This is a genomic window from Candidatus Propionivibrio aalborgensis, assembly GCF_900089945.1.
Lineage (GTDB): Bacteria > Pseudomonadota > Gammaproteobacteria > Burkholderiales > Rhodocyclaceae > Propionivibrio > Propionivibrio aalborgensis.
The window spans coordinates 1-12981 of record NZ_FLQY01000028.1 but is presented as its reverse complement, the minus strand read 5'-3'; the positions used below and the strand labels follow the sequence as shown (position 1 = coordinate 12981).

Below are 12981 nucleotides of genomic sequence, written 5' to 3'. Positions count from 1 at the left end.
GTCGACATGAACACGATTGACACTTCAAAGGTTATAAACCTACTATAGGCAAAATTCAAAATCAAGCACAACGTTCATGAATATGAATACCATCAAAGAGCTGCAGCATTTCATCGATGGACATCTGGTTTACGGAACAAGTCCGCGATGGGGCGACGTTTTCAATCCGGCAACCGGTCAGTTGGCTGCGCGGGCGCCGCTGGCAAGCGCCGACGAGACCGGCAAGGCGATCGCCGCTGCCGTTGCCGCACTGCCGGAATGGTCGGATACTCCGCCATTGAGGCGCGCACGCGTTCTCTTCAAATTCCGCGAACTACTTGAGCGCCATCTCGACGATCTCGCGGCCATCGTTACCGCTGAGCATGGCAAAGTGCTCGACGATGCCAAGGGCGAAATCATTCGCGGGATGGAGGTCGTCGAGTTTGCCTGCGGCATTCCACACCTGTTGAAAGGGGAATATTCGGAACAGATCGGCAATGGCGTCGATAGCTGGTCGATGCGTCAGCCGGTCGGCGTCTGTGCCGGTATTACGCCCTTCAACTTTCCCGTGATGGTGCCGATGTGGATGTTTCCCGTCGCTCTGGCCTGTGGCAATACCTTTATCCTCAAGCCTTCCGAGCGTGACCCGTCGGCCAGCCTGTTCATCGCGGATCTGCTGGCTCAGGCCAAACTGCCGGATGGGGTGTTCAACGTTGTCCATGGCGAAAAGGTCGCTGTCGATACCTTGCTTACCGATCCGCGGGTGGCTGCGATCAGTTTTGTCGGCTCGACGCCGGTTGCCGAATACATCTATTCGACGGGCACTGCACATGGAAAGCGGGTGCAGGCGCTCGGTGGCGCCAAGAATCACATGGTGGTGATGCCGGACGCGGACCTTGAGCAAGCGGTCGATGCGCTGATCGGCGCGGCTTACGGTTCTGCCGGTGAACGTTGCATGGCGATCTCGGTGGCGGTGGCGGTGGGCGATGTCGGCGACGAATTGGTGGCGACACTATGCGGGCGAGCCCACTCCCTAAAAATCGGTCCCGGCACCGCGCCAGCCATGGAAATGGGCCCGCTGGTGACGCGGCAACATCTTGCCAAAGTACGCGCTTATGTCGACCTGGGCGTCGAAGAAGGTGCTGACCTCGTGGTCGATGGGCGCAATCTGCGGATTGCCGGTCACGAAAACGGCTATTTTCTTGGCGCCTGCCTGTTCGACCGTGTCTCGCCGGAGATGCGCATCTATCGTGAAGAAATCTTCGGCCCGGTGCTGTGTGTTGTGCGTGTACCCGATTTCGAGGCGGCAGTCGAACTGATCAATGCCCACGAATATGGCAACGGTGTAGCTGTCTTTACCCGTAACGGCAATACCGCCAGAGAGTTTGTACGGCGGATTCAGGTCGGCATGGTCGGCGTGAACGTACCCATCCCCGTCCCGATGGCCTTCCATAGCTTCGGCGGCTGGAAGCGTTCGTTATTCGGTGACCATGCAGTCCACGGTCCCGATGGGGTTCATTTCTACACCCGCCTCAAGACGGCGACTGGTCGCTGGCCGGAGGATACGGCAAGCAGCGCCAGTTTCGTGATGCCGACCCACTGACCTGGTGTTACCGGATTCCAAACGCGAGTATGTCCGCAGTGCCCGAATGCAGAACCACAACAAACCCGTGAAACTCGGGCTTGACTGAGTCAAACCCGGCTCCTGCCTGCTACCAGCGGTAGATCTTGAAGATGTGCGCCATCTTGCCACTGGGAGAAAGTTCAACATAAGCCGTACGGCCCGACCACAGATAGCGTTCGTCGCTGAGCATATCGTGCGCCTGGAACTGCTCGTCTTCGCGTATACCCATCTTTTCGAGCGGCAGATGGATGAACGAGGATTGTTTGCCGAAAGGATCGAGATTGACGACGCATATAACGATGTCCGACCTGTCTGCGGTCATCTTGTAGTAGGCGATAATCTGGGGATTATCCGCCGCAAGGAACGCAACGTCGTTGTAGTTGTGCAGAGCCGGGCGCTCGCGACGAATCTTGTTGATGCGCGTGATCACCGCCACGATATTTCCGGGTGCATTCCAGTCGCGCTGCTTGATCTCGTACTTTTCCGAATCAAGATACTCTTCCTTGCCTGGAATCGGCTCGTTTTCGCACAACTCGTAGCCGCTGTAAATGCCGTAGACAGTGGAGAGTGTCGCCGCCAAAACCGCGCGCATGATAAATGCGGGACGACCGCCGATCTGCAGAATCGGGGGCAGGATATCAGGCGTGTTGGCGAAGAAATTGCCGGTGAAGTAGTCTTTCATCGGCCCCGCAGTCAGCTCACTGACATAGTCAGTCAAATCCTGCTTTGAATCGCGCCAGGTGAAGTAGGTGTACGACTGGGCGAAACCTGCTTTGGCCAGCAAACGCATCATTTTGGGTTTGGTAAAGGCCTCGGCCAGAAAAACGACCTGGGGGTGTTTCTTATGCACCTCGGCAATCACCCACTCCCAGAAACTGACTGGCTTGGTGTGTGGATTGTCGACGCGGAAAGTGGTGACCCCTTTTTCGATCCAGAACAGGAAGATCTTCAGCATCTCCTTCCACAGGCCTTCACGATCCTCGGTACCGAAATTCAGCGGGTACACATCCTGATACTTCTTGGGTGGATTCTCAGCGTACTTGATCGAGCCGTCGGGCCGATGGTAGAACCAGTCCGGATGCTTTGTCACATAGGGATGGTCCGGCGAGCAATTCATCACATAGTCCAGCGCGATCTCGATCTTGAGTTCGCGACAGGTCGCGACGAACTGATCCCAATCACTCCAGGTGCCCAGCTTGGGTTCCAGCGCCATGTGGCCGCCGTGTTCATTGCCGATTGCCCAGGGGCTGCCAACATCGTCAGGATTGGCTACCAGACTGTTGTTCTTGCCTTTGCGGAAAGCATGGCCAATGGGGTGAATCGGTGGAAGATAGATGACGTCGAAGCCCATCTGCTTGATATCGGCCAAGCGGCGACGGCTATCCTGCAAGGTGCCGTGCTGGCCGTAAACGGTACTCTGCGAACGGGGGAAAAACTCGTACCATGCAGCGAACCGCGTGATTGGCCGAATCACATAAACCTGCAGTGCAGGCGTGCACTCAGCGCCCTCGGAACGATCAGGATATTTCGCCATCAGCCGTTGCATCGTCGAACAAATGGCCTGATCGATAGCCACTTCCTGATCTTCATCGGCCATCATGCCTTCGATGGTGGCGATCTGGGCATTCAACTGTGCCTTGTCCTCGCCTTTCGCCAATCCGGCGGAAGTCTTCAGGATCGCCAGACCTTCCAGTAACTCGCTGGTCAGGATGGCGCCCGGCACATTCTTCTTGGTGATCTCGTCAACCCACGAAAGATAACGCTCGGCGTAACCCTCGACTGTATATTCCCAAGGACCTATCTCGGCAACTTCAAACTCGCCCTGCCATCTGTCGTTGTCTACAAAGACCATTGGATTTTCCTGCCACACCTTCGCTCCATGCTTGCGGTACTTGACGACAGCCGCCAGCTTGTCGTGACTCTCCTTGTAGATATCGGCGCTAACGACGACCTTCTCGTCAACCACGCGCTTGATGGGAAATCGACCGCAATCGATCTGCGGCTGAACGGCTTCAATAATGACTCGGGGGTAGTTCTTGGGAATCATGGGGGAAAACCTCTCTCGTGGCGACCAGACCTATTTTCTGCCAAGGCCCAATCAAGGGGACATGAAATCAGACCAGCGACCGATATAGATCCTTCGTCTGCTGTGCAATGCTCGACCAGCTGAATACGTCGTGTGCCCGCTTTTGGCCAGCGCTGGCCATGGATTCTGCCAGTGCCGGATCGTCCAGAACCTTGTTGATCGCAGCGGCCATATCACGCGAAAACACATCGGGGTCGACCGGCTCGAAGGGCGCAACGTGCAACTGCTCCAACGGCACCAGGCAACCGGTAACGCCGTCGATCACTACTTCCTTAATACCACCCACAGCGGACGCCACTACGGCCGTGTGGCACGCCATGGCTTCAAGGTTAATTATCCCGAAGGGCTCGTAGATTGACGGACAGCAGAATACTCTCGCATGGGAATACAACTGAATCACTTCTTCCTTGCTCAGCATTTCCTTGATCCAGATCAGGTACTTGAACCCCGCCTTGCGTACCTGCTTGACCGCAGTTTCCATCTCGGCAAGGATCTCCGGGGTATCCGGCGCCCCGGCGCAGAGAACGACCTGCGCATCCGCATTGATGTACTTGACGGCATTGACCAAATGGATGATGCCCTTCTGACGCGTGATCCGGCCAACGAAAAGAACGATCGGCTTCTCAGGATCAATCCCGTATTTTTCAAGCGTATTCGTATCGGACGTCTGTTGGTACTGCTCGGTATTGATGCCGTTATAGATTACCGTAATCTTGGCAGGATCGATGTCGAAATGCTCCAGGATATCGGTCTTGGTGCCCTCCGACACGGCGATCACCGCATCTGCGAGATCGAGCGAAGTGCGCTCGATCCACGACGACATGTCGTAGCCACAGCCGAGCTGCTCGCGCTTCCATGGGCGTAACGGCTCCAGTGAGTGCACCGTGTGGACCAGCGGAATGCCATAGAGGATCTTCGCCAGGATGCCACCAAGGTGCGCGTACCAAGTGTGCACATGCACCAGGTCGGCATCGACTTGCTCGCTCAAGGTCTCAAGATTGGTCTCGAAAGTGTCCAGCGCGCCGCTGAGCTTCTTGTCGACGTGGGAAAAACTGCCTTTTCCGAACGGGAAGCCCTTCACCCGCACGCATTCCTTCACGGTATCCTGGTCACCGAAGCAACGGACTTCGACGTGCATCATTTTGGCGAGTTCTGCGGCCAGATACTCGACGTGAACACCGGCTCCGCCATAAACGTGAGGCGGATATTCACGGGTTAGGAACATAACTTTCATCGGTAAACCTTCCTTTAATTGAGTTCGGGGGTTGCCAAGACGCTCAGGCGGCAATGGCTACCGCGCTACCGCACACTTCAAAGGATAGGCATTTCAACCGCACAGCCTCAAGTATCCTAGAGCTGCGCATTCCGGTCAAATACTCATTTTATGAGTAGGGGTAATTGCTTGAATCATAAGCAAGTCTCTGAAGGCAAGCACAAGCGCTGGCGACGACAGGTGGCGGTCAATGAGCGAATTTCAAGCCGCTTCTCGTTACCCAAAACCGAGTTCACTCCCGCAGATCTGCTTTCCGCGAAGGTCGCCTCCAGCACACCCGGTTTGAACCCATTCGAAACGGCAAGAAACGCAGTGAAAAATCTGAGCTTGCAAATTCCAACTGTCGCCTCGCAACCTACAAGTATTTACGAATAGCTGATTCCTTCCGTGTCCGGATTTCAAATACACTTGCTCCACAACCTGAACGCTGCATCATTCCAACTAACTTAATTGGGGAATTCAGTCATGCTCACAGAAAAAAAGAAGAGCAAGAACACGCCTGCGCCACATAAATTCCGGACGGGCTCGGCCTGTTTCGCCCTTTCTGGGCGAGCACGAGTGATCGAAGTATCTCATCGTGACTAGGACAGAACCAGCCTGACTCAATCCAGCCCGACTCAACTATGTCTGCACTGTCTCGTTTCATCTTCACCCTGACAGCGATTTTTCTGTTGGCCCTGAGCCATGTCGTGTCGGGTGTCGAGCCGGAAATTGTGATCAACATAGAGAGAAATGGCGATGCCTTTATTGTCGATACGAAGTTTGATCTACCGGTGCCCTTGCGCACGGCCTGGGAAGTTCTCACCGATTTCGACAATATGACCGGAATTCTGAGTAACCTGACGTCGAGCAAGATCGTCCGGCGCGATGGCAAAATCTTGTATGTCGCCCAGGAAGGACTCGCACGATTCGGCATCCTGTCCTATGCATTCGCTTCCGAACGAGAGATTCGGCTTGAGCCAATGAAGCGAATTCTTGCCAGGCAGATTACCGGAAATGCGGAGCGCTTTGAGAGTGAGCTTGAATTGACGCAATCCGGATCCGCCACACGGGTGCACTACCGCGCCGAGGTAGTCCCGGATTCGGGTTTAGCGCGAACCTTTGGCGGGCGCTTCATCAAGCATGAGGTCGAGGAGCAATTCACCGCCATGGCAGCCGAAATGATGCGAAGAAACGCTCGATAACGGGCACGTCAAGCTACCAAGAACAGAATTCGCTGATCGAAGGTCGCACAAATCACAGGTGGTGAAAATCCGTCTCAGCAGAACCTCTGGCCGCGCGGCGAAGGCGGTCAGCCACGGCGGCCCAGGCTGAATCGTTGGGAACATTCTCGACGACGATAAGATCGTTGCCCTGTTCATCAAGCTCGCGCAGGGCCGCATACAGGCCACGCGCGAAACCCTTCGGCTCATCCGGCAACTGACGCTGCGAGTGAGACATCAGCACAAGCGCTTGACGAGTTCGCGACAGAAGTCCACAGCGTCGATCATTCTCGTGCATCTCGCCGATGACTGCCGGCAATTGTTCGGTCGCGACCAGCCGCATCGGCGTCTGTGGCGCATAGTGCGCCTCCAGCGCGCCGGATACGCGTGGAACCTCCACGCCAATGCCTGCCTCCGGCAGAGCGGGCAGCACGCCGATAACCGAAGCGATCTGCTCAGGTGAGATGTGCCCTGGGCGGAGCAAGCGCGGTGGCAGGCCACCATCTCGCGACAGGTCAATGATCGTCGATTCAATGCCAACCGGACACTGTCCGCCGTCAAGCACCAGCGCAACGGAATCGCCCAGCTCTTGCCGCACGTGCGCAGCAGTGGTCGGGCTGATACGCCCGAAACGGTTGGCTGATGGCGCAGCAATGCCACACATGCCGCCGCGGCTTCCACCGGCCTGCGCGTAGGTGCGCAGCAGTTCGAGCGCAACGGGATGTGCCGGCACGCGTACGCCGATTGTTTCCTGTCCTCCCGTCACCGCATAGGGAACTTCAGGTGTGCGCTTGAGAATCAGGGTGAGCGGGCCTGGCCAGAACGCTTCAACCAGTTCCCAAGCCACATCCGGAATACCGCTCGCCCAGCGATCAAGATAGGCCGCACCGGGCAAGTGCACAATCAGTGGATGGTCTGCCGGCCGCCCCTTGGCCGCAAATACTTTAGCTACAGCCTCGGGGTTCGCCGCATCGGCACCCAAGCCGTAGACCGTCTCGGTCGGGAAGGCGACCAGTTCGCAGGCCTGTAGCAGCTCGACGGCTCGGGCGAACTCCTGACTCATTTCTTCAAGGCAAGTCCGGCAAAGTCTTCGACAGCACCTTTTCGGACTGGTTGAAGCGGAAATCAGTCAGCTTCTTGGCCAGATCGGGATCGCTCAGGGCCAGCATCGATACGGCAAACAACGCCGCATTTACTGCTCCGGCTTCGCCGATGGCAAAAGTAGCGACTGGTATTCCGCCGGGCATCTGCACCATGGACAGCAATGAATCGAGCCCCTGCAAGTGTTTGGATGGCATGGGTACCGCCAGCACCGGCAATTCGCTCTTGGCCGCCAGCACGCCAGCGAGGTGAGCCGCACCGCCAGCGGCGCCGATCAGCACCTTGATGCCACGCCCCTGCGCACTGGACGCATAATCGAGCGCCGCATCGGGCGTACGATGCGCTGAAAGCACTTTGGCTTCGTAGGCAATGCCGAAGCGCTTGAGCGTTTCGGCGCAGCTGCGCATTACTGGCCAGTCGCTATCCGACCCCATCACGATGCCGACGAGCGGTTGTTTGTTCATGTTCATCTCCCTAAGTGCTTGCAAAGCGCTCGGCGCTCTCGAGCGTATTGGCCAATAGCATGGTAATCGTCATCGGGCCGACACCACCTGGGACTGGCGTGATGAACGATGCGACGTCCTTCGCCGAGTCGAAATCGACATCACCGCAAAGCTTTCCGTCAGGCTGACGGTTGATTCCAACGTCAATGACAACCGCGCCAGGTTTGATCATGTCGCAGGTAATCATCTTCGGCTTTCCTATCGCCGCGACAAGGATATCCGCACGCTGACAATGACCCTTGAGATCCCGCGTTTGCGAGTGGCATACCGTGACCGTAGCGCCGGCGTGCATCAGCAGCATGGCCATCGGCTTGCCGACGATATTCGAGCGGCCGACGACAACGGCTTCCTTGCCCTTGAGATTCACTCCGGCCTCCTCAAAGAATTTCATCACGCCATACGGCGTGCACGGAATGAAGCAGGCTTGCCCCTGCACCAGCGCTCCGACATTCTCGGCACGAAATCCGTCGACGTCTTTTTCAGGCGCAATGGCTTCTAGCACTGCATCGGCATCAAAATGCTTGGGCAAAGGCAACTGGACAAGAATGCCGTGAATCTTTGGGTCGGCGTTGAGCGCAGCGATCTTGTCGAGCACCACTTGAGGTGCTACGTCATCATCGTAGCTGTACTTTTCGGAATGAATACCGGCCTGGGCACACGCATTGACCTTGTTGCGGACGTAAACCTGCGAGGCTTGATCGCCACCGACCAGGATAACGGCAAGGCCGGGACGCGTTCCCTGCGCCGCGAGTTCCTCAGCCTTTTGCTTGAAACCGGCACGCAATTTTTGTCCGAGAGCATTGCCGTCGAGTAGTTGTGCAGTCATGGTGATTTCCGGAAAACGGGAAATGAAGGACCGAGCGAGTTGCTTGCGTCTCTTGCATTCCTCTTGAAAGAGCGGGAGATTTTACCGCAACTCAGGATGCCTCCGCCTCCGCAGCCGACGGAGTCACTATCCTGAAACGAATCCGCGAACGCGGTCCAACTATCAACACAATCAAAGTACTTTCCCAGGATTCATTAATCCCTGCGGATCCAGTGCCCGCTTTACTGCACGCATCATCTCCATTTCAAGCGGACTCTTGTAACGCAGTATTTCCTCACGCTTGAGCTGGCCGAGACCATGCTCGGCGCTGATGCTGCCGCCAAGATCATTCACGATGTCGTGAACGATCCGATTGATCTGCGACTGCGCCGCAATGAATGCATCGTTCTCCATCGTCTCGGGCTTTGACTGGTTGTAGTGCAGGTTGCCGTCGCCCACATGTCCGAAAGCAACGATTCGATAGCTGGGGAAGGCCTGCTTCAGCGCCGCGTCGGCGCGATCGAGAAATTCCCCGATGTACGAAATCGGCACCGAAAGGTCGTGCTTGATACTCAAGCCCTCGATCTTCTGGGCCTCGCTGATATTCTCGCGTAACGCCCACAAGCGCCTGGCCTGTGCACTGTTCTGCGCCAGCACGGCGTCGCTGATCGCACCATTCTTCAGCGCTTGTTCGAGGAAGCCCTCCAGCGCAGCGTGCAGTACCCCCTCCTCGCTCTCACCTGAAACCTCGACAAGCAGATGCCACGGGCTCCGAGCAAGCGGCGCCTGGGCGCCCGGAATATGTTTGAGCACCAAACCCAGGGCGATATCGGAAACCAGTTCACAGGCATTCAATCCTGTGCCAAAAGCGCCCTGAAGTTCTCCGAGAAGGCGTACGGCTGCTGAGGGTGTTGAAATCGCCATCCAGGCGGTAGCGACGGATTGAGGAAGCGGAAAGAGCTTCAATACTGCTGCCGTGATGATGCCCAGCGTTCCCTCGGCACCGATGAACAACTGTTTCAGGTCATATCCGGAGTTGTCCTTGCGCAGCCCGCGCAGGCCATTCCAGATTTCGCCACTCGGCAGTACAACCTCCAGGCCGAGTGCAAGTTCGCGCATATTCCCGTAGCGCATCACATGAACTCCGCCGGCGTTGGTCGAGAGATTGCCGCCGATCTGGCAACTGCCTTCTGCAGCCAATGAAAGCGGGAACAATCTTCCGGCCTGCGCTGCCGCCTCCTGTAATGTCTGAAGAACACAGCCGGCTTCGATGATGATTGTGTTGTTGGCAGAATCAATCGCCCGGATTCGGTTCAGGCGCGACAGGCTGATCAGTACGGTCTCTCCGCTTTCATCGGGAATTCCCGCACCGCACAGGCTGGTATTTCCGCCCTGCGGGACAATGGCCACACCGGCCCGCGCGCAGACGCGCACGACGGCCGACACTTCTTCGGTCGTCGCCGGGCGCACCACGCAAAGGGCCTTGCCGCGATAGCGTCCACGCCAGTCAAGGAGATAAGGCGCAGTATCATCCGGCTCTGTAAGGACGTTTTCGGCACCGACAATGGCAGCGAGTTCTTCGATCAGACTCCCCTGGGTCAAGCTCACACTCCTGATAAGGCCGACAGTTTCGTCAACAAGACAAACACGTCAAGTGAAGAACAGATCCTTGCGATCTTCCACGGGTTGTTTCCAAACCCGCGATATTAACTTTCTCTGGCGCGCTTGCCACACGCCGTGGCTAAGTATTTACAAGCTCCGCATAAAGATCGTGCTCATCCGCGTCAATAACTTTCACGCTCAGGAAATCGCCCGGTTTGGCGTTGAAATAGCTGTTGATGAAGACCAAGCCGTCGATCTCGGGCGCATCTGCCGAAGAACGCGCAATCGTCCCTTCCTCATCGACCTCATCGACCAACACCTTGATTTCACGCCCGATCTTGGCGGCGAGCCGTTCGGCGGAAATATCTTCCTGAATATCCATCAGACGCCGGCGGCGCTCTTCGCGCACCTCGTCCGGCACCGCGCCCGCCAACCCATTGGCCGTCGCACCATCAACCGGCGAATAGGCAAAGCAGCCCACCCGGTCGAGTCGGGCCTCCTCGATGAAGGCTAGAAGTTCTTCAAACTCGGACTCGGTTTCACCGGGGAATCCGGCGATGAAGGTGCTGCGCAGGGTGATATCCGGGCAGATGGTACGCCACGCCTTGATGCGCTCAAGGTTGTTTTCGGCACTGGCCGGACGCTTCATGGCCTTGAGGACGCGTGGACTTGCGTGCTGAAACGGCACATCGAGATAAGGCAGAATCTTGCCTTCGGCCATCAGCGGCAACAGATCATCTACTCCCGGATACGGATATACGTAGTGCAGGCGCACCCAGATGCCGAACTCGGCCAGCACCGCACAGAGTTCCTTAAGCCGGGTCTTCACCGGACGACCCTCATAGAAACCCGTGCGGTACTTGAGATCGACACCGTAGGCGCTGGTGTCCTGCGAAATGACCAGCAATTCGCGCACGCCTGACTCGGCCAGATTCCTGGCTTCCTGCAGCACATCGCCGACAGGACGGCTGACCAACGGGCCGCGCATCGACGGGATGATACAGAAGGTGCAACTGTGATTGCAGCCTTCGGATATCTTCAGGTAGGCGAAATGCTGCGGCGTCAGCTTGATGCCCTGCAGGGGCACCAGACTTGTGAACGGATTGTGCGGTTGCGGAAGATGCGCATGCACATGCTGCAAAACCTCGTCGGCTGCGTGCGGACCGGTAATCGCCAGCACCTGTGGATGCGCTTCGTGAATGATCTCTTTCCTTGCCCCCAAACAGCCGGTAACGATGACCTTTCCGTTCTCGGCAAGCGCCTCGCCAATGGCGTCGAGGGATTCTTCAACTGCAGCGTCGATGAAGCCGCAGGTATTGACGACCACTAGATCGGCGCCTTCGTACGAGGGCGAAATGAGGTAGCCCTCGGCACGCAGTTTGGTGAGGATTTGTTCGGAATCAACAAGCGCCTTGGGGCATCCAAGGGAAACAAAGCCAACCTTGGGCGGCTGGCAGGAATCAGCAATCACGGGGAAGTTTTCTACGTCGGAACAAGCCGACTTATTTATCGGATCGGTTCGGTTTTTGCGCATCATCAGCAGCCAACCCAGTCACCTGAATCCCGGAGAACAGGTTCAGGGTCTGGCTTTTTAACTGATCCTTCATCTGATGCACCATTTTTTTGCTCTGATCCATATAGGTAGACATCATCGTCTGCATGGCCGGGCCCTGGAAATTCATGAACTGGGACCACATGTCTTTCTGCATCTGGTTGCTGTCTTCTCCGTACAACAGGAGCGACTGCTCATTAAGCTTCTTCTGGAAGTCTGAAAAGGTCTTGATGTTGGTTTCCAGATACTTGCCAAGCATTCCCTCCATGGCGTGGCCGTAGAAGCGGATCATCTGACACAACAGCTCGGTGGTAAATAAGGGTACACCCGCCGCTTCTTCTTCGATGATGATTTGCAATAGGATGCTGCGAGTTAGATCCTCGCCGTTCTTTGCGTCCACTACCTTGAAATCCTCATGCGAAAGCACAAGGTCTTTAACATCGCTCAATGTGATATAGGCACTGGTTCTGGTGTCGTAAAGACGACGATTAGGATACTTCTTGACCAGTCGCAACGGCTCAGACATGCAAACCTCTCAATCGGCAAACCACACGCAACACGCTCATCAACACACTTCAATGCTGCAAAGCACCATTATACACACGGAGGGCAATTATCGTCATGTCCATCAAGCGGCATCGCCGAGCGGAGACTGAATTGACGGATCAGGCGTGTGTCCGCAACCAGGCTCCCAATTCGGCTATGTTGTACACCCGAGCCAGCGGACTCAAGGTATCAAGCACTCCGGCCGAATGCGCTCCATAAGCGACGGCCAGACCGGCCACCCCCGCGTTGATCGCCATCTGCAAGTCATGTGTCGTGTCGCCAATCATCAACACCCGCGCCGGTGGCACGGCGAATTCTTCCATCAACTCCTCCAGCATCTGCGGGTGCGGCTTGGAAAAGCACTCGTCGGCACAGCGCGTTGCCGAGAAATAGCGACCCAGACCGCAATGCATCATGGCGCGGTTCAAACCCTGACGGCTTTTCCCGGTTGCCACCGTCAGGACAAAGCCAAGGGCATGCAGCTCAGCGATCAGCTCCGCTGCGCCGTCAAACAAATTCAACTCATGGTCACGTGACAGGTAGTGGTGCCGGTAGCGTTCAACCATCTGTGGAAATCTATCTACCGATAGGCCGGGAGTCGAATGACGCAAGGCATCGTCAAGTCCAAGCCCGATCACCTGCCGGGCGTGCTCATCTGTAGGTTCGGGCAGGTCAAGATCACGGCATGCCGCCTTGACCGAGTCGACG

At 56.6% G+C, this 12981-nt stretch carries 12 protein-coding genes; 3 read left to right on the top strand and 9 right to left on the bottom strand.

The genetic code is table 11. The features are described 5' to 3' along the window. Positions 1-76 precede the first annotated feature (76 nt). Positions 77-1582, top strand: coding sequence for a CoA-acylating methylmalonate-semialdehyde dehydrogenase (locus PROAA_RS01810; protein WP_281182216.1), 1506 nt, complete (start codon positions 77-79; stop codon positions 1580-1582). A gap of 109 nt (positions 1583-1691) precedes the next feature. Here the strand turns inward: PROAA_RS01810 and PROAA_RS01805 are convergent, their stop codons facing one another. Together PROAA_RS01805 and glgA are read right to left on the bottom strand one after the other, a co-directional pair. Further along, positions 1692-3650, bottom strand: a complete 1959-nt coding sequence (locus PROAA_RS01805; RefSeq protein ID WP_186409676.1) for an alpha-1,4-glucan--maltose-1-phosphate maltosyltransferase — start codon at positions 3648-3650, stop codon at positions 1692-1694. Between the two features lie 67 nt (positions 3651-3717). Further along, positions 3718-4923, bottom strand: a complete 1206-nt coding sequence (gene glgA, locus PROAA_RS01800) for a glycogen synthase (RefSeq protein ID WP_186409675.1) — start codon at positions 4921-4923, stop codon at positions 3718-3720. Between the two features lie 168 nt (positions 4924-5091). Between glgA and PROAA_RS18815 the strand changes: the two genes are divergently transcribed. Together PROAA_RS18815 and PROAA_RS01795 are read left to right on the top strand one after the other, a co-directional pair. Then, the gene (locus tag PROAA_RS18815; protein WP_222102049.1) at positions 5092-5337 is read left to right on the top strand and encodes a hypothetical protein; all 246 of its coding nucleotides are present in this window, start codon (positions 5092-5094) and stop codon (positions 5335-5337) included. A gap of 248 nt (positions 5338-5585) precedes the next feature. Then, positions 5586-6146, top strand: coding sequence for an SRPBCC family protein (locus PROAA_RS01795; protein ID WP_186409674.1), 561 nt, complete (start codon positions 5586-5588; stop codon positions 6144-6146). Between the two features lie 52 nt (positions 6147-6198). On the opposite strand, the gene PROAA_RS01790 is transcribed toward PROAA_RS01795, so the two are convergent. The 7 genes from PROAA_RS01790 to PROAA_RS01760 all read right to left on the bottom strand — a co-directional run. Then, positions 6199-7227 carry an L-threonylcarbamoyladenylate synthase gene (locus tag PROAA_RS01790; RefSeq protein ID WP_186409673.1) on the bottom strand — a complete coding sequence of 343 codons (1029 nt, stop codon included), beginning with the start codon at positions 7225-7227 and terminating at the stop codon, positions 6199-6201. 4 nt (positions 7228-7231) lie between these two features. After that, complete coding sequence (purE, locus tag PROAA_RS01785) at positions 7232-7735, bottom strand: 5-(carboxyamino)imidazole ribonucleotide mutase (RefSeq protein WP_222102048.1); 504 nt, start codon at positions 7733-7735, stop codon at positions 7232-7234. Between the two features lie 4 nt (positions 7736-7739). Beyond that, the gene (folD, locus tag PROAA_RS01780) at positions 7740-8594 is read right to left on the bottom strand and encodes a bifunctional methylenetetrahydrofolate dehydrogenase/methenyltetrahydrofolate cyclohydrolase FolD (protein ID WP_186409671.1); all 855 of its coding nucleotides are present in this window, start codon (positions 8592-8594) and stop codon (positions 7740-7742) included. A 171-nt stretch (positions 8595-8765) separates the two neighbouring features. Further along, the gene (locus tag PROAA_RS01775; RefSeq protein ID WP_186409670.1) at positions 8766-10175 is read right to left on the bottom strand and encodes an FAD-binding oxidoreductase; all 1410 of its coding nucleotides are present in this window, start codon (positions 10173-10175) and stop codon (positions 8766-8768) included. Positions 10176-10314: 139 nt separating this feature from the next. Beyond that, positions 10315-11646 (bottom strand): 30S ribosomal protein S12 methylthiotransferase RimO, encoded by a 1332-nt coding sequence (rimO, locus tag PROAA_RS01770; RefSeq protein ID WP_245664117.1) that lies wholly within the window; start codon positions 11644-11646, stop codon positions 10315-10317. Positions 11647-11677: 31 nt separating this feature from the next. After that, positions 11678-12253 (bottom strand): polyhydroxyalkanoate synthesis repressor PhaR, encoded by a 576-nt coding sequence (gene phaR / locus PROAA_RS01765; protein WP_186409669.1) that lies wholly within the window; start codon positions 12251-12253, stop codon positions 11678-11680. A 139-nt stretch (positions 12254-12392) separates the two neighbouring features. Then, on the bottom strand, positions 12393-12981 hold a 589-nt coding region (locus tag PROAA_RS01760; RefSeq protein WP_186409668.1), incomplete at its 5' end, for an HAD-IA family hydrolase.